The sequence below is a fragment of the bacterium genome (genome assembly GCA_016716565.1).
In the GTDB taxonomy this organism is placed as follows: Bacteria; Bacteroidota; Ignavibacteria; order Ignavibacteriales; family Ignavibacteriaceae; genus IGN2.
This window is the reverse complement of the sequence record JADJWC010000001.1, coordinates 149,791-174,638: the sequence shown is the minus strand read 5'-3', so window position 1 is coordinate 174,638 and position 24,848 is coordinate 149,791. Positions and strand designations below refer to the sequence as shown.

The window sequence follows — 24,848 nt, the reverse complement described above, 5'->3', positions numbered from 1 at the left end:
TCTTTATTTAATTACTGCAAATTTGCCTATGAACGTACCAACACTTCCACCATCAACATGGTAGATGTAAAGCCCCGGGGCTATATCAAGGTTATCTCTGTTTCTAAGATCCCACTCTACGATACCCTTGTTTATATTTCCATCGTGGGAAAGTGTCTGAACCAGTTCACCCGTGACTGTATATATTCTTATAATGCATCCAGCAGGAAGATTTCTGAATTCAATTTTACGTTCGCCTCTACCGGAAACAGCGTATCTCTGAGGTTCAAAACTAGCCGCACCCACATATGGATTCGGAACGACATATGGATCTTCATCGAATTGACTCTTTGCAAGATTTGGATCGACATATCCTGCTTTTGAAAGGAATGTAAACTTATCTGCGGAAGTAAAAGGAACAAAGAGTCTTAGTTCGTATTTATCACCAACTGTTGGCGGCGTAATTGAACCGGTTCCAAATCCGGTAGTATCGACCTCAAGTTTCCAGGTTGCTCTTCTGACTGTAGGATTATCTTTTGTCGCAGTGCGAATCTCAATATAATCCTGGTGAGAATCTATCGTGCCGCCACCACTAGCATTTTTATCGAAGAAGACAAATCTGAGTTTTATATCACCGGTATCTGTTAAGGCTCGCACCGTGAACTTTACAGGTCTCGCCGGGGCACCTATATCGGCAATTGATGTATCCAACACTACATCACTGAAAATGATATCTATATTTTCGGGATAGCCTACTCTTCTCAAATTAATCGGGAATGCAGTTGAATACCGAATCTTGACAGGAATATTTGTATTACTGTTTCTTATCATTTGTGTGTTCGGTGAATCAATCTCAACTGTTTTTAGTGTGCTGATTATTGGAAGAATACCGCTACCAGCCGGTCCAATTCCTTTACCTTCCAGATCATCTCCAAATAAAAACAATGTATCACCAACGGTTTCATTACGCATCATATAGTGTTCAGCTCTTATACTGTCTTTGTCGCTGGAGAAAGTTACGCCGAAGAGATTATTCTCCGGAACCATTTCTGTATTAACAACTCTGACATTAAAATCACCAATCCCCTCTCCCTCGGCTTGAACTACGTTCAGCACCTGAGCATCAGTATAACCTACTACCGGTGCATTAGGATAAACCTCGACGACATTTTTCGGAAGTATTGTTCCCCCTCTTAAAGTCTGACTGACAGTTATTGCATTTTCAGAAGGATAAATTTGAATTGAATCAACCCCTCTGTCATAAGAGCATACTGCATAAAAATATCGCTGTCCATTGTTCACATCGGTATCTCTGAAGGAGTGAGTTAATCCGGTTTCATCTCCAAGATAATAAGCGATACCATTTACTGTGGTTTGAGAATAACCATAAAATTCATTTACCAGATCAAACTGAGCGATAGGATATCCGTTAACAATTGACCATTCACCACTACCCGGAAAATTTTCTCTCGGATCCAAAAATGCAGGATCAGTGCTGCGATAAATTCTGTAGCCTTCAAAGTCATTATTGTTAGTTATAGGATCAAAGGCACGTTCTGCTGCATTATCCCAGTTGAGCTGGACAAAGCCATCTCCGGCATACGCATATAAAGTTGGTAATGGCGGTGGAACAGCAAACTGGTAATTAGCTTTATAAATTTGCTGAACGACTGCTGTAGTAACTCTTAAATCACGCAAATTAGCACCAAACCCAAGAGCCAAACTGAATCTCTCTGTATTTTGAGAAGGAAGCACAAAGGGGCCGGAAGCAAACAAGAAACCGATATTGTAATTAAGTGCTAGAGGTGCACCGAATGCACTATCAGGATCCGTAAAAATATTCCACAATCTTTTCGGCCATTGTTTACCATCATCAAAGAAAACAATCTGATCAACTTCAGAAGATGGATTACCAACACCGGGACGAATCCTGTTAAGTTTAAAGCCTGTTAAACCAATCATATCAGATTCGTCGATATCTGTTTTGTCAAAATTGGTTTCACCATTCGTTGGCATGCCATCATTTTCACCAGTATCATTGGTTCCAAAGACTCCATCTGCGCCGGTATCATAATATTCTGCAACCCAATCAAGATCTTCATCACCCGTCCACCAAACGCCAGCTATATATGCCGGTCTGCTTGTAACTGGTCCATGATAGATTTCAAATTTAGCCACATCGTAATTAGCATTTATGTAACCCAGTATAGCATCCTGCCCAATAATTTCCATACCTGGACCACTGTCTCTTTTCTCATTCAGAATACCATCTTCATCGTTATCAACCGCATCCAGAGCATTACCGGGAGTTTCCAAATATGAATAACCCAGATAACCGGTTTGTCCCTTTACTCCATTCCCATTTTTATCCCAGGTATATACCAGGTTTAATCCAATCTCTTTATCGTAATATGCATTATCATCATCTGATTCAGGTATACCATCTAAACCTATTGCAGAACCGCCGACTCCCGAATCCATGTATAAACCAAAGATTACATTATTATCATAAGTAGTAGTTCCTTCATTGGTGATATCATAATGAAAGAAGATAACATATCCTGCCTGGGGATTTGACCATTGAAATCCCCTTTGTTCTACTCTTAATCCCAAACCCCGTCTTGTGTCATCACGTGAGTCAGGATAGAAACTCCACGCATCATAAAAATTATCATCATAAACCGTAAAACTTTCCTGATCGGCTTTTGCAATTTTACCAAAGTATCCATTCCACGAACCGCTCCATCCTGGATCATCCGGATCGAGAAGTTTATCATACCATTGAGCAGGCCAGGTTCTTGGATCTGTACTTATTGCGGGTGCTTCTGCAAGATTGATTGCATTACTTGGTTCAAAATAACCGAAACGTGGTTCGAACCGCATGGTCTTATTTGTAATTGGACTGGTTCCCTGACGCTCCCGATAACCCGTTTCCATTATATACGCGGGATTACCATTTGTCTGAATTACTTCTGATAGCACGAAAGGTGTTGTTCCATCACTATAATTTTCCCCCGAGCCTTTAGGTATTTCTACAGAATGAAAAATTGAAAGATCTACATTAATTGGATCATCCGGATAATCTCCAACCATTCCGTAGCTTCTGTATCTTGTGCGGATGAGGTTTGCGTCGTGATGGCCGATTCTTTCTGCATCAATATTACCGCGCCACTCAGGCGGAACGGGAGTTATTACCTGTGCTTTTATATCGAGATCGATTAATGCAAAAAGCGTTATGATTAAACACAACCCAAAACCAGCATTTAACGAATAAAAATGTTTCCGATTTTTTTTATTCTTAGTCATAATTATAAACTCCTCAATGAAATACCAAATTCAATTCTTCTTGGTTCATAAAACCTTGAAGGATCGTAAAGTTGAGCAGCAACAGTTTCGGGATAAAGTGTATAATCAGGACTTCCGGTATCACTGAATACAAACCCATTTACGTAATATTCATTCAGTAGATTGAAAACCCTGACATAGACACTTAGATTTACAATATCCAGATTGAAATACTTTTCACCTCTTAGATCAAGTAAAAAATAACTTTCCTTTCTTCCGGAATTTGGATCTTGGTCTGCACCGAAGCCTGTTCCAATAACCGGAGTATAGGGTTGTCCACTTCCAAACTTAAAAATAGCACTTACAGAAAAATCATCTGGTAACGAGTAAATAGCCGTGAGATTTAGTGTATGTCTTTGATCCCAGTTGAAAGGAACATATTTAGGACGAGGATCCTGACCAGCAGCAGCTCTATTTGTTGTTTCTCTCGGATCGCTTGAATTTCCTTCAGCGAATTGTAAGGTATAATTCAATGAAGAACTTATGTTACTAAAGTTCTGCTGAAAAAGAGAAACTGTTAATCCATATACACTTCCGAAATCAACATTAGTAAATCTCCAATATTCTGCTGAGTTATATGTTTCTATAACTTCCGTTCCCAACAGATCACTTATATCTTTATAGAAGAATGATAATTGAAGACCAAGAATGTTTGAAATTGCCTGCTTGAATCCGAATTCATATTGAACAGTAAATTCAGGATTTAGATCAGGGTTACCCATTATACCATAACTAATACTGTTTGCGGCTAGATCACTAAGTATCGAATAATCTGCATTGCCGTACAGCAAACTCAATGCTGGCATCTGGTAGAAATGTCCGTAAGAAAAATAAACTGATGAAGATGCTGACATAGGAAAATTAATTCCTAATCTTGGTGCGAAAACCGTTTTAATTTTTGTATCAACAAGTTGAGATTGTGGAGCCCCATCAATTGAGTTAGCGGGATTTCTTAAATCAGATGGAATTTGAGCATTGGGATCATAATACTCAGCACGAAGCCCAGCTCTTATTACGATATCCGACAGTTCAATTCTGTCTTGCAGATAAGCAGCTAATTGTGTCGGGTAGTAAGATTGCAGACCAGGCATATTCGGAAATTCATAAACAGGTTTAAGAATCTGGACACCATTTTCGGTTGTGGAAACGAAAAAACCCGGAGGACCAAATAATATATCCGAATACTGGAACTCAATTCCCGACTCAAAAAAATTAAATCTGTCTATCTGCCAAACAATTTCAGCTTTAGTTACTAATGAATTTGTATTTTGTTTATACCTGCCCAAATCAACACCCTGTACTATAGCACCATCTTCATAGTTTGCATCACTCTTTGGTTCGCCCGCTTCAAGATAGCTTGGGTCAAACAGATCTTCATATCTGTAGCTTTCATAGTCAAAGTAGTTTTGACGAGCGTTCAATTGGTAAAAAAGTTCAGGAGAAAGAGTATGAGTGAATGCAAGTCCGTGAGATAAAGAGGTTGAATAATTTTCCGGAATACCGTCCGGATTCAGTCTAAACCCATGATTATAAAATTTTCTTTCAGCATAATTGTAAGTCAGCTGATAGTTAAACTGCATAGAAGAAATTGAAGAGTTACTAAGTTTAAATTGACCGCCCCATTCATCATTTGTTGACATTGGGACCAATTCACCATCTCCTGTTGGATTAAAAATTCCTTGCTCAAAATCAGCACTATCTGTTGGATTAAATCTTCTCTCACCAAAAAAGTAACCATCGTTATAATATTTTAATCCACTCGCAAGAAATGTTGTCTGCGGCAGACCGGTCGGACCGCTCAAAGATAATTGATAGTATTGTATTGTAAGCGGATCATAAGAATCATTATGTGGATACCTTTCGGTGTCAGTTGTAAAATAATCGCCCAGATAACTTTCAGCAGAGAAACTAAATTTTTCTCCACCCGATTTTAAAACAGTATTAACAACACCGGACATTGCCTGTCCGTATTTTGCATCAAAAGTTCCGCTTATAACCTGGACTTCTTCTATAATTGAGCGATCTACTTCCTGGATCGGCGCATTTGTAAAAGGATTATTTACCGTTACACCGTCAAGCTGATACTGAACTTCACCCAGTCTTCCCCCTCTGAAGTGGCCATCAACAACACCTGCTTGCAGGTTAACAATTTCATCGAGAGTCTGAACTGGTAAACTTTTTATCTCCTCTTTATTTATTGAAGAAATAGTACTGGTCTGATTAAACTCGACTAAAGGTTTTTGTGCAACGATTACTACTGCTTCACCCTCAATAACTTCAGGTGTAAGTGTAGCATCAAGAGTGGTCGTTTTATCAGGTGATATGCGAACGTTTTCAAAAATTTGAGGTTTAAAACCCAGATAAGCTACTCTGACTTTGTAAGTTCCTGCCCGAACATTAATTATTACATAGTAACCATCAAAGTCAGTTGCGGCACCCATCGTTGTTTCTTCCAGAAGAATGTTCGCCCCAACTAATGGGTTTCCCTCATTATCCAAAACTCTTCCGCTTATTTTTCCGGAAGTCTGTGCATACAAATTCTCAGAGAAAATATACGCTAAAAGAAAAATTAATATGCTGGTTATTAGAACTGAAGCTGATGTAAAATGTAAAGTTAACTTCATAGTTCATCCCATCATTTATGAATTAAAAAATTGAGGAGAACTTCCTGCCTGTTCTGGAAATCCTCCTCTTGAATAAGTTACTTCATCAAGATCATCTTTCCGGATTTATTTTGAAAATTATTTCCGGAAGTCAAGTTATCTAAAGAGATTGTGTAAAAGTAAGCTCCCGTTGAAAGATCAGAAGCATTAAAACTATATTCATTTAATCCTGCATTGTTGAACAGACTTGCTGTCTGTACAAGTTCACCTAAAACATTGAACACCGAAATTGTTACAGTACCGGACACTGGAATTGAATATTTTATTAAAGTTGATGGATTAAATGGATTAGGATAGTTGCCATAGATCTCAATTGAGTTTGGAACAATGCCAACAACTTCATTTTCAACACCAACTGGCTTATTCGGATCCAGATAAGCCCATACAAGTGCAGGTCCGCCATCGTGCTCTCTGAACCACCAGGTGCGTGAACCATAATCATTCAGCGGGTCATCGAATGAGTCACCATCAAACAAATCTGCACCAAGAAATATTAATTTATCTCCAAGTCCTGAAGCATAACCTAAACCTGTGAGATCTATTTTCAGTTCTATCTGATAACCTTCATCAACATCTGTATTATTATTTACAGTGGTTGAGCCTTTTAATCCTACAGCAAATTCGGCTTTATTTGAATCTATTAATGTTTGCAAGAATTCATACGCTGCTGGCTGACCTGTCAAATCAAAATTGATTCGCATTTGTCTCACAACCATATTATGGTCATCGTTATTTGTTGCTCTATCGCCAATCATCAGTCTCAACCCATCAATTTTATCATATTCCTCTAAACCCTGCACTCTTCCATCATTAATATCAGCAGCTAAATAGAGATAGTTATCTTTGAAGAACATATGAATCTTTCCGTAAGATGGGTCAAGCACAGGCGGTCTTGGATTACCACCTATTTCAGGTTGAAAATGACCACTAACAAATGGACCAATGCCAGGATAACTGTATTTAATATTGTTATCGTCCCAAGCCATTTCAAATTTATAAGAACCCAACCATACTTCTTCATTTATTACTCCATCTATCACTGGATCTGAAAAAGTAGTATTGTTTGGCAGAACGACATCGGGGTCCACACCAGGAAGTGTCCCACTTGTAGTAGTGACATCAGGCCGAGCATGGATTCTTGCGCAGTTGTTCGCGTTTGTATTTCCCCATGGAGACTGGAAATGTGTTCTTGTTGTGTTGATCTTTGCCGGATCGCCTTCAAAAAGGTAATCGCAATCCCAAATGCTAAAGTTTAACATCACAATATCTCCAGCAGGTTGTGTAACATCATATCCAACTACAGCCAGATCCATTCGCATCTCAACGGTCCAGCCCTCATCTCTTCCGGCATCATTTGATGTTCCGTTTACAATTGTCTTAGCATTCCATGCAGCAACTTGTTCCGGGGTTCTTGTTGTATCATCAAAGTTGCCGTATCTACCAATAAATCTTGGTGGAGCGCCGGGAACGACGTACGTTGGTATATTTATATACCACCACGTATAAAAATATTCTACGGCCGGGGCATTATTGATCAATGGATCTAAAGTTAACTTGTCTTTTATACACATTAATATTCCGTCCCATCTCGCCCAGTCCTGATTCCCACCAACTGATGAATCGGGAATATCAAATCCCAGCCATAATTGGTTATCAGAGGTTACAAGAAATTTGATTGTAGCGTGAGTCGAGTCTGTTATTGCATCTTCCTGAAATTCAGAACGCCAACCACTGGTTGGAAGCAATCCCATCTCACCATAGTTAAGTGGAATTGATTCTGCAGTTGCCCACTCCGGTTCATTCAGAACACCATCCATGGTTATAGAACCAGCAGGTGCAGTCCTCGCCCACACCACGTCTTCTCTTACAGGATATTGAGCCAGCAATATTCCTTGTAACAGAAGAATTAAAAGGACACTTAAAAAAACAGTGTTATGAGTTTTCATTTTACTCTCCTTCTATTAATTAGAGATTATGTTAATTAGATTGATTATAGATAAACTTTAACTTCTACGGTCTTATTATTCTTAACATTTAAAATGTTTTCATCTATTCTTTTTCCATCTACCACCATATACTTCACATTTTTACCTGTACCAGATTCGTTAATAACATTGATATTGTACTTTGTATTTCTGAATGCCCTGGTAACAGTGTATGATTTCCAATCTGCAGGGACACATGGATCAATGATCAAACCATCTTTAGTTGCACGCACTCCCAATATCCAATCAACAATTACTTTTTGAAACCACGCTGCCGAACCTGTGTACCAGGTCCAACCACCCATTCCATAATTTGGTGAATCGGGTCCATCAATGTTCCCGGGTGTGACATAAGGTTCAGCATTGTATTCATCGGGATTCATACCATTATAAACGGGGCATAATCTTTTAAATGCTTCAAAAGAATTATTATTCTGCTTAAGTAAGGAATATGCCCAAATTGACCATGTAGCTGCATGAGTATAAACCCCTCCATTTTCTCTTCTTCCAGGTGCATATCTTGATAAGTAACCAATCATTTCATCAGGTTTTGTATAAGCTGGATAAAGTAAAAGAGTCCCATTTTTTTTCAGCAAATGTTTTGTAACGGATTCCATTGCTTTATTCTGTTTGTCTTCAGAAGCAATTCCACTGATTACTGACCAGGTTTGAGCATTAAGATAAATTTTACCTTCTTTATTTGTCTTACTTCCTATTTTTTCCCCGTTATCTTTTGTTGCGCGGAAGAACCATTGGCCATCCCAGGCGTATTTTTCAAATGTCTTTTGTAATGCGTTTGATTTAGCCAGATATCTGTTCGATAGTTTTTTCTTGCCAATATCATCACACAACGATGAGAAGTCTTTAAGAACGAGATAGAAAAACTCAGCCAACCAGATTGATTCACCCTTCATATCTAAACCGACTGCACTTAATCCGTCATTCCAATCACCAGCACCAATCAATGGTAATCCGCGCTTACTAAATCTTTTTAATACTCTCTCGATGGCAGCAACACAGTGATCAAATATTGATGCTTCTACCTTAGGATCGTCATAGTACGTTCTCTTAATTTCAAAATCCTGTAGTCACCCGTCTCATTTACGTAGTGAAGAACCACAAATGGCAGCCAGAGTAAATCATCAGTCATTTTGGTCGGAAGTCCTGTTTCAGTTAGTGGGTGCCACCAATGCAGTACTGTCCCATCTTTAAATTGATGCGCAGCATGTAACCTGATTTGCTTTTTTGTTTGCGAAGGATCAATTGGAAGAAATACTAAACTATCCTGTAGCTGATCTCTAAAACCGAAAGCACCACTTTGTTGGTAGTATGCAGTTCGGGCCCACAATCTACCACAAATTGCCTGATACTTTAGCCACTTATTGACCATCAAATTCAAAGCATCATCCGGAGTATTAACAACCAATTGACCAAACCTCTCAAGCCAGCTTTTTTTAGCTTCTTCAAGCGATGAACGAATCGCTGATGAGTATTGAAATTTTTTTAATGTTTTTTTAATTTCATTTTGATTTTTCTTTATCCCGATAAAGAAATTTAATTCATCTTTTTGATTGGCATTAATTTCAAGTTGTGTTTTGACAACTGCCGTCGAGTCATTCCATTTACCCAACTTTCTACCAAGCTCATAGGCGTTTAGTTTGCCTGGTTTTTCAACTGAGCCGTATTTACCAACAAATGATTCTTTATCGCCATCATAATCTGTAATTGGTTTTGAACAAGAAATAAATCCTTTGTAAGGATATTGAATATTCCAATGACCTCTTTTACTTAAAGGAATTTCCCATAACCGCTTTGATGCAATCATACAGTTTAGTTCAGGATGGAACTCTGTTTCTAAAAAAGTTTTATGAAATTCTCTGTGGTGATCTGATGAAGAACCGAGGCACCATTCAAAATAAGAATACACCGAAAGTTTAACTTTCGAGTTGTTCTTATTCTGAATCTTAAAATTCCAGATTTCAATTTGTTCATTCAATGGAACAAAAACCGTAAGCAAAATTCGAATGCCTTTAAACTCACTTTCAAATTGTGTATAGCCAAAACCATATTTAACCTGGTAGAAATCAAGCTCTGTTTTGACAGGCATCCAGGTCGGTGACCAAATTTCTCCAGATTCGTCACTCTTGAAGTAAAAATATTTTCCCCAATCATCCTTTACTAAATCCTGATGCCATCTGTTAAGTCGATTAAATTCTGAATGCGTTAGCCAGCTGAATCCCCCTCCTGATTGCGAGATTACTAAACCATAATCACCGTTTGATATTACATTTATCCAGGGTTTGGGAGTTAAATGATTCGTGATGATGTATTCATTGCCATCATCAGAAAAGTGTCCATATTTAGTTTTGAAGTTTGACATTGCTTTAATAGTTAACAAGATTCTCTTATTACTAATTCTGTAGGAATATTGATTACCGAAGATTGTATTCCATTAGTGCTTTGCATTTTCCTAAGTAAAAGCTCAGCAGCTTTTTTACCAACCTCTTCAATATTTACTTTAACCGTAGTGAGCGGTGGCGTGAGATACTGTGAGACAAAAATATCATCGAATCCAACAACACCCACTTCCCGGGGAATTTGAATATTACTTTGCTTCAGATAGTCATAACAACCAATTGCCATCATATCATTTGCTGCGAATATAACTTTTGGAGGTTTTGAACGATCGAGCAAATTTTTACAAGCAGCAAATCCACCCTCTCTGGAAAAATCGCCCTCTTCAATAATATATTTCATCTTGTATTTTTTACAAGCATCTATAAAACCACTTCTTCTCAATTGAGCATCATCATTATCCAGAGGTCCTGTTATATGTGCAAGAAAGTCATAATGTTTTTTATTAATCAGGTATGTCGTCATAGAATAAGAGCCCTGGTAGTTGTCTATGCCAACCCGATCAAACTTTTTAAACCTGTTATTAGAATTAATTACAACTACAGGTAAATGACTTTTTGATAGTATTGAAAACAATTTTTCATCGAGGTTGGAAACCAGAAGAATTAATCCTGAAATAAGACTATTCTTTATTAGGGTAATTATTTCATTCTCAAGACTTTTATACTTATGTGAACTTGCAACTAAAGTAAAAAGGTTTTGAGAGAATACAGTTTCATCAACTCCTTTAATAATTTCAGTAAAATATTCATCGGAGATTTCAGGAAGGATTAATCCAACCAAGTTAGATTTTTTCCGTGCGAAGTTACGTGCCAGCAGGTTGGGTCTGTATTCTAACCTTTTAGCGATTCTTGATATCTGCGAGCGTCTCTCTTTAGTAACCCTTGGATCATTATTTAGGGCTCTTGATACAGTAGCAATCGATACCTTTGCTTCCGCCGCAATTTCCTTAATAGTTGCTGCCATAGAATCATAACCTACTCTTAATTAAAAGGCACAGCCCGAAAAGTATCAAACTGTGCCTCTCAACGTCAATAAGCTAGTTACTTAAGCAAAGTCATTTTTCTGCTAAGAGTAGAACTATTACCATCCTGACCAACTGCACTTAATACAGATACGTAAATACCCGAGGGAAGATTCGAAGCATCAAAAGTATAATTATAATTTCCCGCAGCCAATTGACCTCCATACAACGATGCAACTCTTTCACCAACAATGTTATAAATATCCAGAGTTACATTGGACTGAACTGGTAAGCCAATACTAATTGTTGTCGATGGATTAAATGGATTCGGATAGTTCTGTGCAAGTTCAAAATTTACAGGATTGGACTCACCCAAATTAACAACTTCTGAAAAATGATAGTTACCATTATAGTCAATTTGCTTTAACCTGTAAGAATAGTTTGTATTTGGTAAAGTAGTTTTATCTACGTAAGTATAATTCTGTATTTCAGTCGTTGTTCCTTTACCGAAAACAAAATCGATCATTACAAAGTCACTACCATTTGTACTTCTCTCAATGTCAAAGCCTAAATTGTTTAATTCGGTAGCAGTTGTCCAATTTAGCTGGGTTGTATTTCCTATATATTGCGCAGTAAATGATGTTAGTTCAACTGGAACATTAGCACTAAAACTAATTTGATCAAAATAGCTTGTGCTGGTATATGGTCTTGGGGGACCTGTAGAGAAATCTGGAATAACTACTAACGTAGCTGCTTGACTACCAATATACGCTGAATAATCAAACCATATTTCTTCCCATTGATTAATAAGGGTATTTGGTATATTGTAATCTGAGGTACGTGCAGGTTCTATTTTTAAGCCAACATTTGATATATGATCCTTATAAACCAAAATTCTAACATAACAATTGGTGGCATCAAAAGTAAAATCAGGAAAATCAGCGCTAAAAACACCAGACCAAGGGTCTGCGGTGATATCAGTAATTTGAAGCATAGCACAGCTATCCGTTGTGTTTAAACCACCAACACTTGGATTTGCAACGACATCAAAAGTTGCTTTATCAGGTTGGAAAAGAATCCACTCCCAATTATTCCCGTTAGTTTCAAAATTAACAGTGGCCTGAGCAAACAACGAAACAGGAATGGATAAAAACAAGAAAAGAAGAAAGAATTTCATATGACCTCCGATGGTTAATGGATAATAAATTAATTATAGAACATTAAGAGAAAGATCAAAATCTTGATTCATCTTTAATAGTTAACCAACGATTCTATACTGAAAAAGAAAATACCCACATGTAAACGTTTACATTGCAACTTTATAATAGTAAATAATAATCAAATTGTCAAGAAGTTTTTAACGGAAACTGAAAAAAAATAAAAATCAATCTGTATGGCTATTTTATTGAATGAATTGTGATTTGAAAATATTAAAAAGATTCCATTGAATATGAGATTTAAGCGATAGTATGTATAGGAAGTAATAAGCCTACTACAAAAAGCTCATTTCAGAAACTAGCCTGTATTTCCCATTCCTCTGGATCAGCACATCATTGAAAGTCTGTCAGGCTGGTTTGCAAGTTGCGTGAAATTTACACCCAAACATTTCACTTGAAAAATGATCAACTTACGATCATCTTTATTCATATAATTAATTACTAATTCAAGGTTAGATTAAATTGAAAAATATTTTGATGTTCATTTTAATATTAGCAGTTTCAATTTTTGGATGTCAGCATAAATTTGAGGATGTAAAAGCGAATAAAATAAAAGTCAAAGGAGAATTAATGGACTCAACAAAATTTCAGAAAGCAACATTCGGTTCCGGTTGCTTCTGGTGTACTGAAGCACTATTCGAAAATTTAAACGGTGTTCAATCGGTAGTTTCAGGATATGCAGGCGGCCATGTTCTTAATCCAACTTATGAAGAAGTTTGCACTGGAACAACAGGTCATGCAGAAGTAACACAGATAACTTATGATCCTTCTTTAATCAGCTATGATGAATTACTGGAAGTTTTCTGGAAGACCCACGATCCGACAACCCTAAACCGTCAGGGAAACGATGTTGGTCCGCAGTACCGTTCAGTTATCTTTTATCATAATGAAGAGCAAAAACAACTTGCTGAAAAATATAAAGAAGAGTTAGATAAATCAGGGGCATGGGACAAACCACTCGTTACAGAAATAGCTCCGTTGTCAAATTACTTCCCAGCGGAAAATTATCATCAGGATTATTATAACAATAATCCAAATCAGGGTTACTGTGCGTTTGTAATCGCACCAAAACTTGAGAAATTTAGAAAGGTTTTTAAAGATAAATTAAAGAAATGAAGAATGATCAAAAATAAAACCCCTGTTCTGAACAGGGGCTTTTAGTTTTAAACTGAAGTCTTACTTTTCTTCGTCACGAACTAATGGTGTTGAAGACATTCGAACCAAGTCTACCAAGGCAGAAACTCTGTTATCGAGCTGGAAAAATTTTCCAACAACCGGAGCGGGCAGCTGTTCAAACATTTTATCCATATATTTTTTTCTCAAATCCAATAAGTCCTGATTCGACTTGATAGCTTTACTTATAAGATCTTTTGCTGTTGCATCATCCATTGCATAATAGTTCATCATATATTCCTCAGTAAGGCTCACTCTTTCCTCAAATATAGGGTTGCGGGCAGCCATATACTCTTCATATAAGGGCCAGAATGCCTTTGCCTCATCATCACTTAATTTCAGATTCTGTTTCACAATCTCCGTAAACGTTCCCTTAACATCTTTTTTTATTCCGTCAATATATGTTTGATCAAAACTCTCTATTTGTGCAAAACTGATGGAACAAGCAAAGAATACAAAAAGCAATAATGTTTTTTTCATAAAGAATCTCCCAGATAAAATTTTTGTGATAGTTTAGTTATAAAAAATGCCTGGTCAAAAATATTGAATGGAAGACTATTTACAAAAATCATCATGCAAGGACGCCCTTTAAAGGGACGGAATAAATTTGTTCCTCTTTTAATCCTTCTTTATTTAATATTGAATTTGCCGCAACTATTGCAGATGTTGTTGCAGCTTCCATCAGCATTGCCGGACTTTCAAGCTTCACCCAGTCACCAGCAAGAAATAAATTATCAACTTCGGTTTTTACGGCAGGGCGAGTTTTGTAAAGGTTTGTGTGAAATGCTGTGAAGTCATCTTTCACCTGCAAGTATTCGTATTTTACTTTGTAACCTTTTATCTCCGGGAAATATTCTTCAAACTCTTTGAGGAATTGATTTCTTATATCTTCTTTTGGAAAATCATCCGGCACAGCATAGGAATGAAGTTCGAAAATTCCACCACCGTTTTTCTTCTCCCATTCTTCGCTTGACTTTTCCATTCGATGATAGATTGTAACTGAGTCAAGAATTTTTAATGCGTCTGTGAAAATGAAGAACGGTACCCCCTGTCGTATATCTTTATCAATCCAGACTCTCAAAACAGAATATCTTTGTGACTGCTTAAGGTTTGTCATTTGATTGTAGAAGTTCGGATGTCCGTTTTTGAAATAATCAGAATATCGAATGATGCTCTTTGTTCCTTTAACGTCCGATGCGATGATCGCATAATCAAATCGCTCATCATTGATTATAAATTGATCTCCATCTTTTTTAAATGAAGTAATTCTCGAATCAAGCGATATTGTTGATTTGTATTTGCTCAAATAATTTTTTGCTGGTTTCCAGAGCGTGTCCTCAAAATCATCATTTAGAACATCGTACAATAAACCGAGATCGTTACTAAGAAAATATGAATGAAAACTTTTTATCAGCTCTGCCATTGAGATGTATTGCGGTTCAGCAAAAAACGCACGGGAGAAGGTGGTAAACATCAATCTCATTTCCGGCGGAAGTTTCACATCATCAGCAAAATCTTTGAACGAAACATTATCAAACTTTGAAAACGTTTTTTCGCGGCTATAATTCAGCAGCGAAGTCATCTTTCTGAAACCTGGATTCAGCATAGCATCTTTGTAGGAGTAAATTCCCGTTTTTGCCATACTTAGAATATTCAGCACAGGAACTGTGTCGAGATTCTTAAATCCGTAATTGCCGTGATCTTTTGTTAGAATTAAATAATCATCAATCGGGATGAGATATTTGTAAGAATCAATTTTCTTCAAAAGATTGCGAAGGTTGTAATACTGTCTGAAGAATGCGTGAAAGCCGTGTTCAACTTGTGTTGAATAACCATCGTCAAACTTTACCGGCCATGAACCAACTTTCCCGCCGAGATATTTTTCTTTTTCAAAAATCTTAACTTTGAATCCTCTTTCTGCGAGAAAGATTGCAGCAGAAACACCCGCCAGTCCTCCGCCAATAATTCCAACACTTTTCTCGTGAGAAAGTTTTTCCGGAAGAGAAGAATCAATTTTATTTAGCTGGATTTTGTATCCGCCGAGTTTTTTCTCGATTCGTTTTGCTATTATGGATTTTATGCTCATAGTTATTGAGATGGTTTTTGTGCTATAAATGTATATAACACAGGTTTCCGCCAGCTTCCGAGAGGAGTATGTTTTATGTTTTCAAATCCTGCTTTCTTCAGTAGGTATATAAATTCATTTGGAGAAAGAAATGTCTCAACACTTTTAATCAGATAACGGAAAATTTTTGTTGAACCCGTTGTTAATCCCGCAAAAGGAATTATCAAAAAGTATCCTAAAAATTTCCAGTAAAGTTTTGATGCGAAAGATTTGCTGATTGCATATTCGTGAAAACAGATTTTTCCTCCTGGCTTTAAAATACTATGAAGGTTTTTGATACACATTTCAAAGTCTGTCATATTGCGAATTCCGTAAGCCATAAAAATTGCATCGAGACTGTTATCCGCCAGATTGAGATTCATTACATCCTGCTGAGCGAAAGAAACTTTATCTTTGCCGAATTTTGGAATTAGTTTTTCTCTCGCGGCTTCAAGCATTCCCTCCGAGTTGTCAATACCGATGACCTTTCCGTTTGGAAGATTATTCAGACAGGCGATTGTTGACTTCCCCGTTCCACAGCAGAGATCGGCAAGATATTCGTTCCCATTCAGATTCATCCTGTCAACACTTGTTTGCAGATCTTTCTGGTAACCCTGGCTCAAGAAAGTTGCAATGTCGTATCGCTTCGCAATCCTGTTAAACTCGGATGGAACTTCTTTCTTATTCTGGATCAATGAATCGGGTGTGGATTGAATCATCATTCCCCTTGAAGTTTCTTTCTCCAGAATCTTCTGAAACTCAATGATACTTCGTCGCCCTTTACACTTACTTCGTGAAGGTTGTCCCCCGCACGTTTTAATATTTTCTGATTCGATGCGAGGAAATCAATATCCTCCGTTACAATCTTCTCCGATTTTCTTCCCATAAACCATTTTGCAAACGCGGGAAATTTCGGGAAAATATTTTTCCACAATGTTATCTGCATCATATTTACGTGATCGTCATCGACCTGGTAGACATGTTCGAGGATTAATAAAATTCTTTGCTTGAAACGAATTTCGAGACGGGAAATATTTGGATAATAAAACCTGATTCTCGTCCCGATGTTTTCTTCATTTCCGAAATAAGTTTTCTCAGCAACCGTTCCGACGTTGGCACGTTTGTAAAATCCTTCAACGCCGTCATCAAGAATTTTAAGGTTGAAGTCTGCAGGATGTTCCTGTATTTGTCCCATAAAAGATTTTATCGAGTTGCGATGAACATAAGCGATATGATAAGGGTCAATCAAACTTTCAGCAGTTGTTTCAAGATCAGCTTTGATTGTGTAAGCTTTATATGTGAACGGCCACTCGTTCATTTCGGGAATGTTTGTTGGTTTAACTTCACTTGCTTTTTCTGCCTCGCCAATAAAAATCCACACCCACTTGTTAAAATCCTGAACGGGATAAGTTTTTATTTTAGCTGTCGGTGGAATTTTATCTCCGGGAAGCTGCGAAGGAATTTTTACACAAGATCCTGTTTTATCGTACTCCCATCCATGGTAACCGCAGACAACTCTTTCTTTATCCAGATAACCCAAAGAAAGGTTTACGTTTCTGTGACAGCATCTGTCTTCAAGTGCAGTGATTGTGTTATCGGGATTTCGAAAAAGAATTATTTCCTGTCCGAGAATTTTATATTGTTTGACTTCATTCTTCAGTTCATCGGAAGGACAAACCAGATACCATTTATTTGTTAACATTTATAATACCGTTTTTTCTTAGTAAATATTTATAAAGACTCGTGTTCATCCACAGCAAAGATATTCCATAGAAAAAATCTTCAACCGGAATAGTGATAATTCTGAAATCAAGCTGATACTCAACTCCGTATGTAACAACCGGACGCCACGTTAAATAGCCGTTAAAGATCAATGTAAAAATAACGATAAGCAGAAGGTAAAAATAGAATCGTTTATCGAAAAGCAGATTTGTTTTCAGAAACTGATCAACAAGGTTCGCAAGAAATATGAAAGATAGAGTTAATCCTGTGTACTGTTTTCCTATTGAGAAGAAATAAATTCCAGCAGGCAGAGCAAGATAAAGAAGCAGTCTAAGCCATTGCAGATCAATTTGTTTTTCTTTAGCTCTTCTGATTATCATTTCCCACGTGAACAGGCAGGCGAACGGAACGGTAATGAAGAATAAAATTTCTTCAATGGGAAGATTTATAATTTTTATTCCCGATACATATTCAGAGTTAAAATGCCAGTGAGTGCCGGCAACAAGTGCATCCCAAATAAGAAAGGGAATTGCAGGGATGACAATTGCAATTAACATTGTCTTCAGATGATTCCAGACATAACAGCACTTTAGCGAGCCGAAAAATGCCGGACCGCTGATAACGATAGCGTTAAATATTAGATACTCGATGCTCAACTAAGTGGACTTTAAAACCTTTACTTCAAAATAAGATTTTATCAGCAGGTAAAATTTATACAGGTTAGAAATTCTTACACGCTTTCTTCTTAACTGCTCAACATCCAGCCGCTTAATTTTTTTGAAGAGCATCAGGTAATAAAGATAAGCCGAATAAACTCCGAGCTTTACTGCAATCGGGAGATGGATTATTCCGTGGAATGCTTCTTTAAATTCAGCTTCAACTTCCTTTTCAAGCATGGCTTTGTTGTGGTCATCAATGTAATCAATGTGATGAACGCCGGGCAGATAAATTCTTCCCCTGTCATTAATATCACTCTGGATATCTCTCAGGAAGTTCACTTTCTGAAATGCAGCGCCAAGCATTCGCGCTGAATGTTCAAGCTCTTTGTATTTCTTTTCATCGCCGTCAACAAAAACTTTAAGACACATCAAGCCAACAACTTCCGCTGAGCCGTAAATGTATTCATCATAATTTTCCCTGTTGTATGAAGAGCGAGAAAGATCCATCTCCATGCTTTTCAGGAAAGCAGAAATCAGCTTGCGGTCAACTCTATAGTCGTTAACAACCTTCTGGAATGAATGTAAAACAGGGTTTGTGGAAACACCGGTGTTTATTGCTTCCCATGTATCGTTTGTAAATTTTTCAAGCAGATATTCTTTGTCGTATGAATGAAAAGTATCAACAATTTCATCGGCAACACGGACGAATCCGTAGATAGCAAAAATGGGATCTCGATATTCCGGTTTAAAAACCTTTATCCCGAGACTGAAAGAAGTGCTGTAAGCAGTAGTTAATTTTTTACTCAGCTTGTAGCTGGTATTAGTGTAATGTTGAAAAGTCATTTTCTATCCTCTCCGTTACTAATTTTGAACTAATGATAACCATTGGTAAACCAGTCCCGGGCGTTGTCGATGCGCCAACATAATATAAGTTTGAAAGTTTTTCGTCTTTATTTTTTGGTCTGAACGCACCAACCTGATTTATGTCGTGTGCAAGACCGAGTCCCGATCCTTTATAAAGATTGAGCATTTTTGCCCAGTCATCGGGAGCTAATATTTTTTTAGTTATGATGTTGCTCTGAATATCAAAGCCAACTCTGTTTGAAAGATCGTCGATAATATTTTGTGCAAGCTCTTCTTTGTCTTCCCACGATTTTTTGTAGCGAAGATCAGGAACCGGACAAAGAATGAATAGGTTTTCGCATCCTTCCGGTGCACAGCTCGCTTCTGATTTTGAAAGCGCATTTACATAGTAATACGGTTTCTGCGGACTAATCGAAGAAGTGAAAATCGTATCAGCATATCCTCTGAAATTGCTTCCGAGAAAATAATTGTGATGAGTAAGCTTGTCTATCTTTCCTTTCACACCGAGATATATTGTGAAAGGCGCAAGTGTCCAATGCATCTGGTCAAGTTTTTCTTCACTGAATTTTTCGCGATTCAATATTTTTCCTCTGAAAGAAGCCGCATCAGAATTTGAAATGAAAATATCAGCGCTCCATTTCTTCCCATTCTGATCAATCAATTCATACAGCTTGCCGTTATTGTCGCCAACACTTACTATCTCTGTATTATAAACTATCTTCACTCCTTTTTCATTTAATATCTTTACCAGCTCTTCAACAAGACGATACATTCCGCCTTTAACTTTCCAGTATCCGTTGTGTTTCATCTCTGTGTAGTTGAGCAGAGAATAAATTGCCGGCGTCTGAAATGGAGTTGAACCAAGAAAGAAAGCAACAAGCGAGAATATCACCTTAACTTCTTCGGATGTAAAATGTTTTTCGACTTCTACCCACATATTTCTCTGAAGATATGGAAGATGCTTCAAAGGAACACGTGTCAGTTTCAAAACGTAATCAAGCTTGTTTTCAAAATTGGATTTTACAACTTTATCAACCGTATCGTGAAAGAATTGTCCTGCACGTTCAAGATATTTCTTTGCATTCTCTTCAAGGTTTGGTTCAATATCTTTAAACTCTTCACCAAGTTTCGGTAAATCTTTGTAAATGAGTCGTGGTTTTTCTTGTCCTTCAAAAAATACCTGGTATAGCGGTTCGAGCTCTTCAAGCTCAATAGGAACTTTCATATCAACACTTTTAAATAATTCATCAAGCTCATAAGTCATACTCATAAAAGACGGACCCATATCAAAGCGAAAACCATCCTGCTCGATTATGTTTAATCTTCCACCAGGAATTGAATGCTTCTCAAGAATGGTTACGTCGTAACCCTTATGAGAAAGTCTTAAAGCGGTTGACAAACCACCGAGACCGGATCCTATGATAACTACGCTTTTCATTTTATAAATTTTACGACTGATGAGGTTGATATAAGATAATGTTTTCCAAAATTAGATTCTGTTAAATTTATATTAAATGAGGATACTACCTGCGAATTAGTTTCAAAAATGTCTGCGTATAAATTACGTGTCTTGGTTAACATTTGAACATCAGAACTTTTATTACAGGCAGTTATCCTCATTACTTTTTTTATTATTTATTTAAGAAGATTCATTTTTTTGATTTCTCTAAAGCTACCAGCGGTCAACTCGTAGAGATAAACACCGGAAGCCAGGTTCTGCGCTTCAAAGCTAAATCTGTAAGCACCCGCAGTTAAATTTTCATTGACCAAAGTAGCAACTTCGCTTCCAAGTATATTGAATACTTTCAACGTTACAAATTCACTATTCGGAATTGTAAAATTGATGGTTGTGCTCGGGTTAAACGGATTTGGATAATTCTGTGCAAGAGTATAGTTATCCGGAGTTACTCCAGAAATATTTTCTACGCTTGCAACTCCTTCAGGAAATTGACCAACAGTTCCATCAGCAAGCGCAAAGAAAATTCCGAAAGCTTCACCATTCTGGTTAGCTGAAGGATCTAGAAATCCGGAAGCAAATACAACAGCACTTCCGCCACCGAGAGTTCTGAGATCTGCCCAATATGATTGTACTAAAGTTATTCCATCAGCTAAGGTCAAATCTAATGTGTAATTTCCTGGTGGAACAGAAATATAACCAGTGATATCACCATAAGCAGCGTTATCTACTAACGTAGCAACACCTCTTGCAATAACATCAACAGTTGGAGCGTCGGTTGAACCATGAATTACAAAAAAGTCAACGTTTCCACTATTAGCACTTTCACGAGCATCAGTGTTTGCAAAAAGTGTAAATGAAATATTTCTTCCATCAGGGTTAGCCGCGTAAGAGTTAGGGTCCAAAACACCATTAGCAATTAGAACGTAAGTTTCACCGTTAACAAGATTAGCAGTAAAGTTTGCCAAGGTATCATCAACAGAAGTACTGTTAGGTGGAGCAATTCCGATATTTAAATCAACATTTGCAGGTGCATCAATGAAAGGTGTAGCAGTTCTGAAAGCAAAGTCATTCAATAATAAACTGCCATTTAAATATATATCAACATTTTCAGCAGCGACATCAGCAGCATTGTGTATTACCTGCAATCGTGAAAGCTGAACAGAAGGAAATTCAACAACAGTTCCATTTGGTAATGCAACAAATATTCCGAATGCTTCTCCATCCTGATTTTGCATTGGATTCAGGAAACCAGAAGCAAAAACAACTGCAGCACCACCACCCAGGCCGCTTAAGTCAGCTTCGAATGAAGCGACAATTGCCGAATTGTCGTCGCCCGGTGTAACATCTAAAATATAAGATGCAGCAGGAACGGTAATATAATTTGTAATATCTCCATAGCCGGCATTGTCGACGAGAGCAGCAACTCTTCTAGCTAAAACATCAACTGTCGGTGCATCTGTGGATCCATGCAATACAAAAAAGTCGACATCAGAACTTGTTCCATTTTCTCTTGCCATTGCCTTAATGAATAATGTAAAAGCGGTGCTGCGTCCATCCGGATTTGAAGCAAAAGAATTCGGATCTAAAACACCATTTGCAATAGCAACATAGGTTTCATTTGCAGCCAAAGTTACATTGAAGTTTTTAATAGTGTCTGCAGCAGACGTGCTATTTGGACCAGCAACACCTATGTTTATTGGTGTCCCGGCTGGTGCATCGACAAAGGGGGTCGCTTCTCTGAAGCCAAAGTTGTCCAGAAGTATAGAGCCATTTAAATATATGTCAACCGCAACAGCTCCGGGGTCCGCAGCGTTGTGTATAACCTGCAGTCTTGCAGTTTGAGCAAATGTGAAATTTATCCCGATTAATAAAATTGTCGTTAATAGAATTTTGATAGTTTTCATTTTATATCTCCTTGATTTATGGTATTAAATTAGTTTAAGAAGCCTTTGTCTTTAGCGTAGTCCATTAATGTTTCCTGAAGCATGTGCCGCGCACGATGCAATCTTGATCTTACTGTTCCAACCGGACAACCAACAAGTTCAGCTGTTTCTTCATAGCTGTTTCCATCCAGATCACAAAGAAGAAACACTTCCCTCATTTTGGTCGGTAACTGGTCAATTGCCGCAGTAAGTTCATCATCTAAAAGATCATTGTAAAATTCTTTATCCAAATTATTTTCTTCGGCACGATCTGATTTCACGTTCTCGTAAAAGTTTTGTATCTGCTCGTAATCTAATTTGTAAGGCTCGCGCTTGGATTTTCTGTAGTCATTAATAAATGAGTTTTTCAGAATCATGAACATCCAAGCTTTGCTGTTGGTCCCTATCTGGAATTTATCAAAGTGTCTGTAAGCCTTGTAGTAAGTTTCCTGAACCAGGTCCTGTGCATCATCTGAGTTCCCTGCTATTTTGAGTGCATAGTTATATAATGCGTTTTCGTGTGGCATTGCTTCGCGAATAAACTCTTCATCTTTAAAGTTGCTGACAAATATGCTGTCTTCATTATTTTTTAAGTTGTTCATTTTATCCTCTTTTTAGCGTGTTTATAAATTGTCTAAATTTTTTAGACAAATATAATATATTGTCTAATATTTGTCAAGTCTTTTATGTACATAAATTATAAATAGCTAATTTGGAACTAAAAATCGGCAAATTTGTTGAAATGAGTGAATTTAGAAATATTTTATTAATAAATCTGTTAATTTGGACAAAAATTAGACATTTCGTAATTTTGAATATGACAAATAACTATAAATACCCTATAAAGGTGGTCAGTCAAATGACCGGGCTTAGTGTGCATGTTATCAGAGCCTGGGAAAAGAGATATAACGTCGTCGAACCGGACAGAACGGACACCAATCGCCGTCTCTATTCTGAAGAGGACATAGAAAAACTAAAATTGCTCAATGATGCTTTACATCTGGGGCACCACATCGGCGGGATCGCAAATTTGTCTTTGCCGGAGTTGAAGAATCTTCTCTCTAAAGAGGGACTAAGCGTAATAGAAAACCGAAATGGTTTTTCATCTGCAGCAACAGATACAAATATTGATGAAATATTTAATGAGTGTTTAGAGGCAATCAAAAATTACAATGCGAAAAAGCTGGAATCAATTTTATTGAATGCTTCTGCCAGATTAACTCAACCAATATTAATAGAACAGCTTGTAATTCCTCTTGTCTATAAAGTTGGCGATCTCTGGCACGAAGGTGAAATAAGAGTTGCTAACGAACATCTTGCTTCTTCAGTTGTTCGCTCATTCCTTTTTAATTTGCTCGAATCTTATTCTATTGGCAGCTCGGCACCCGTGATTATTTCAGCAACACCTTTAGGCCAGGAACATGAGCTAGGAGCATTAATTGCCGGAGTTGTTGCCGCTTCATCGGGATGGAAAGTTATTTATCTTGGATCTGGTTTACCCGCGGAAGAGATTGCTGCGGTCGTATCTCATCTGGAAGCGAGAGTTGTTGCATTAAGCATTGTTTATCCAAACGACGATCCACATTTAAAAGTTGAACTAAAAAAGCTTTACCAGATTTTACCGCAGGGAGTTAATATGGTTGTTGGCGGCAGAGCTGCTGAAGGTTATCTGGATGTGTTAGATAATATGGGTGCTATTGTAGTGAAGAATACAAAACAGTTGAGAATGGAATTAGAAGCTATCCGCGAAAACAAATACAACTAATTTTCTTATCGGAAAATTTCCTTTCCGAATTTGAAAAACCAGGCAGAGTAATTAAGTCGTTTTGCTTAAGAGTGGAAAACTGATGAGTAAGGATTTACTAATCGTAGTATATACCGATAAAGTCATATTCAGGATGTGAGGCAGTAGTGCTAACACCCCGCGTGTTGAATTTCATCTCCTGACCAGGAGCCAAATCAAAAACGGTTGCACTTGTTTCTTCCCCGGCAATCATATACTTAATAAAAACATTTTTTATCGGCTTGCCGAGATTGTTGCGTATCTTCCCCTCAACTACAGCAAAATAAGATTCGCCCGAACCTTCGGATGCTTGCACATATTTTCCCGGCTGCTGGGAGATCTGAAGCTTACCTGTGACTTTAATGTCCTCCGTCTTTTCCATCGAGAGAAGATAATAAATGCCGCCACCAACACCAGCGATTAGAATTATTATTGCGAGGAATCTTACCATTGTTTATTGATTTTATAAAAATTGTTTATTCTGATTTTCACAAATATTATTCCTTTAATTTTCAATGATATATATCAAAAAGTAGCAATTTCGAGGAATTTATTGGAACGAACAGGTAAAAATGAAAGAGGAAAAAACGGAAT

General features: G+C 37.4%; 17 protein-coding genes and 1 pseudogene. 2 read left to right on the top strand and 16 right to left on the bottom strand.

Going from position 1 to position 24,848, the window contains the following annotated elements; genetic code table 11:
- Positions 1 to 3 precede the first annotated feature (3 nt).
- The 6 genes and pseudogenes from IPM14_00815 to IPM14_00790 form a co-directional block, all read right to left on the bottom strand.
- On the bottom strand, positions 4 to 3,285 hold the full coding sequence (locus tag IPM14_00815) for a hypothetical protein (GenBank protein MBK9096663.1): 3,282 nt from the start codon (positions 3,283 to 3,285) through the stop codon (positions 4 to 6).
- A gap of 2 nt (positions 3,286 to 3,287) precedes the next feature.
- The gene (locus tag IPM14_00810; GenBank protein MBK9096662.1) at positions 3,288 to 5,948 is read right to left on the bottom strand and encodes a TonB-dependent receptor; all 2,661 of its coding nucleotides are present in this window, start codon (positions 5,946 to 5,948) and stop codon (positions 3,288 to 3,290) included.
- A 77-nt stretch (positions 5,949 to 6,025) separates the two neighbouring features.
- On the bottom strand, positions 6,026 to 7,933 hold the full coding sequence (locus IPM14_00805; GenBank protein MBK9096661.1) for a T9SS type A sorting domain-containing protein: 1,908 nt from the start codon (positions 7,931 to 7,933) through the stop codon (positions 6,026 to 6,028).
- 44 nt (positions 7,934 to 7,977) lie between these two features.
- Positions 7,978 to 10,352: pseudogene (locus IPM14_00800) on the bottom strand (glycosyl transferase family 36).
- Between the two features lie 11 nt (positions 10,353 to 10,363).
- Positions 10,364 to 11,353 (bottom strand): LacI family DNA-binding transcriptional regulator, encoded by a 990-nt coding sequence (locus IPM14_00795; GenBank protein MBK9096660.1) that lies wholly within the window; start codon positions 11,351 to 11,353, stop codon positions 10,364 to 10,366.
- Positions 11,354 to 11,430: 77 nt separating this feature from the next.
- Positions 11,431 to 12,528, bottom strand: coding sequence for a T9SS type A sorting domain-containing protein (locus IPM14_00790; protein ID MBK9096659.1), 1,098 nt, complete (start codon positions 12,526 to 12,528; stop codon positions 11,431 to 11,433).
- A 517-nt stretch (positions 12,529 to 13,045) separates the two neighbouring features.
- Here IPM14_00790 and msrA point away from each other — a divergent pair.
- A complete protein-coding gene (gene msrA, locus IPM14_00785) occupies positions 13,046 to 13,684 on the top strand; it encodes a peptide-methionine (S)-S-oxide reductase MsrA (protein ID MBK9096658.1) in 639 nt (212 codons plus the stop codon).
- A 60-nt stretch (positions 13,685 to 13,744) separates the two neighbouring features.
- Here msrA and IPM14_00780 read toward each other — a convergent pair whose 3' ends face one another.
- The 9 genes from IPM14_00780 to IPM14_00740 form a co-directional block, all read right to left on the bottom strand.
- Complete coding sequence (locus IPM14_00780; GenBank protein ID MBK9096657.1) at positions 13,745 to 14,221, bottom strand: hypothetical protein; 477 nt, start codon at positions 14,219 to 14,221, stop codon at positions 13,745 to 13,747.
- A gap of 91 nt (positions 14,222 to 14,312) precedes the next feature.
- Positions 14,313 to 15,827, bottom strand: a complete 1,515-nt coding sequence (locus tag IPM14_00775) for an oleate hydratase (protein ID MBK9096656.1) — start codon at positions 15,825 to 15,827, stop codon at positions 14,313 to 14,315.
- Between the two features lie 2 nt (positions 15,828 to 15,829).
- Positions 15,830 to 16,567, bottom strand: coding sequence for a class I SAM-dependent methyltransferase (locus IPM14_00770; protein MBK9096655.1), 738 nt, complete (start codon positions 16,565 to 16,567; stop codon positions 15,830 to 15,832).
- Positions 16,564 to 17,547, bottom strand: a complete 984-nt coding sequence (locus tag IPM14_00765) for an aromatic ring-hydroxylating dioxygenase subunit alpha (protein ID MBK9096654.1) — start codon at positions 17,545 to 17,547, stop codon at positions 16,564 to 16,566. The genes IPM14_00770 and IPM14_00765 overlap by 4 nt, the downstream gene beginning before the upstream one ends.
- Complete coding sequence (locus tag IPM14_00760) at positions 17,534 to 18,223, bottom strand: lycopene cyclase domain-containing protein (protein ID MBK9096653.1); 690 nt, start codon at positions 18,221 to 18,223, stop codon at positions 17,534 to 17,536. Before IPM14_00760 ends, IPM14_00765 begins: the two co-directional genes overlap by 14 nt.
- Positions 18,224 to 19,069 (bottom strand): phytoene/squalene synthase family protein, encoded by an 846-nt coding sequence (locus IPM14_00755; protein MBK9096652.1) that lies wholly within the window; start codon positions 19,067 to 19,069, stop codon positions 18,224 to 18,226.
- Complete coding sequence (gene crtI / locus IPM14_00750; protein MBK9096651.1) at positions 19,047 to 20,528, bottom strand: phytoene desaturase; 1,482 nt, start codon at positions 20,526 to 20,528, stop codon at positions 19,047 to 19,049. The genes IPM14_00755 and crtI overlap by 23 nt, the downstream gene beginning before the upstream one ends.
- Before the next feature lie 197 nt (positions 20,529 to 20,725).
- A complete protein-coding gene (locus IPM14_00745) occupies positions 20,726 to 22,453 on the bottom strand; it encodes a DUF4397 domain-containing protein (GenBank protein ID MBK9096650.1) in 1,728 nt (575 codons plus the stop codon).
- A 29-nt stretch (positions 22,454 to 22,482) separates the two neighbouring features.
- Positions 22,483 to 23,073 (bottom strand): sigma-70 family RNA polymerase sigma factor, encoded by a 591-nt coding sequence (locus tag IPM14_00740; protein ID MBK9096649.1) that lies wholly within the window; start codon positions 23,071 to 23,073, stop codon positions 22,483 to 22,485.
- A gap of 257 nt (positions 23,074 to 23,330) precedes the next feature.
- On the opposite strand from IPM14_00740, the gene IPM14_00735 reads away from it, so the two are divergent.
- Complete coding sequence (locus IPM14_00735) at positions 23,331 to 24,236, top strand: MerR family transcriptional regulator (protein ID MBK9096648.1); 906 nt, start codon at positions 23,331 to 23,333, stop codon at positions 24,234 to 24,236.
- A gap of 97 nt (positions 24,237 to 24,333) precedes the next feature.
- On the opposite strand, the gene IPM14_00730 is transcribed toward IPM14_00735, so the two are convergent.
- A complete protein-coding gene (locus IPM14_00730; GenBank protein MBK9096647.1) occupies positions 24,334 to 24,705 on the bottom strand; it encodes a hypothetical protein in 372 nt (123 codons plus the stop codon).
- Positions 24,706 to 24,848 lie beyond the last annotated feature (143 nt).

What these genes read in the sequence shown, in the direction of transcription:
- IPM14_00815 (MBK9096663.1), bottom strand. Translation starts at nt 3,285, where the DNA reads ATGACTAAGAATAAAAAAAATCGGAAACATTTTTATTCGTTAAATGCT.
- IPM14_00810 (MBK9096662.1), bottom strand. Translation starts at nt 5,948, where the DNA reads ATGAAGTTAACTTTACATTTTACATCAGCTTCAGTTCTAATAACCAGC.
- IPM14_00805 (MBK9096661.1), bottom strand. Translation starts at nt 7,933, where the DNA reads ATGAAAACTCATAACACTGTTTTTTTAAGTGTCCTTTTAATTCTTCTG.
- IPM14_00795 (MBK9096660.1), bottom strand. Translation starts at nt 11,353, where the DNA reads ATGGCAGCAACTATTAAGGAAATTGCGGCGGAAGCAAAGGTATCGATT.
- IPM14_00790 (MBK9096659.1), bottom strand. Translation starts at nt 12,528, where the DNA reads ATGAAATTCTTTCTTCTTTTCTTGTTTTTATCCATTCCTGTTTCGTTG.
- msrA (MBK9096658.1), top strand. Translation starts at nt 13,046, where the DNA reads ATGTTCATTTTAATATTAGCAGTTTCAATTTTTGGATGTCAGCATAAA.
- IPM14_00780 (MBK9096657.1), bottom strand. Translation starts at nt 14,221, where the DNA reads ATGAAAAAAACATTATTGCTTTTTGTATTCTTTGCTTGTTCCATCAGT.
- IPM14_00775 (MBK9096656.1), bottom strand. Translation starts at nt 15,827, where the DNA reads ATGAGCATAAAATCCATAATAGCAAAACGAATCGAGAAAAAACTCGGC.
- IPM14_00770 (MBK9096655.1), bottom strand. Translation starts at nt 16,567, where the DNA reads ATGATGATTCAATCCACACCCGATTCATTGATCCAGAATAAGAAAGAA.
- IPM14_00765 (MBK9096654.1), bottom strand. Translation starts at nt 17,547, where the DNA reads ATGTTAACAAATAAATGGTATCTGGTTTGTCCTTCCGATGAACTGAAG.
- IPM14_00755 (MBK9096652.1), bottom strand. Translation starts at nt 19,069, where the DNA reads ATGACTTTTCAACATTACACTAATACCAGCTACAAGCTGAGTAAAAAA.
- crtI (MBK9096651.1), bottom strand. Translation starts at nt 20,528, where the DNA reads ATGAAAAGCGTAGTTATCATAGGATCCGGTCTCGGTGGTTTGTCAACC.
- IPM14_00745 (MBK9096650.1), bottom strand. Translation starts at nt 22,453, where the DNA reads ATGAAAACTATCAAAATTCTATTAACGACAATTTTATTAATCGGGATA.
- IPM14_00740 (MBK9096649.1), bottom strand. Translation starts at nt 23,073, where the DNA reads ATGAACAACTTAAAAAATAATGAAGACAGCATATTTGTCAGCAACTTT.
- IPM14_00735 (MBK9096648.1), top strand. Translation starts at nt 23,331, where the DNA reads ATGACCGGGCTTAGTGTGCATGTTATCAGAGCCTGGGAAAAGAGATAT.
- IPM14_00730 (MBK9096647.1), bottom strand. Translation starts at nt 24,705, where the DNA reads ATGGTAAGATTCCTCGCAATAATAATTCTAATCGCTGGTGTTGGTGGC.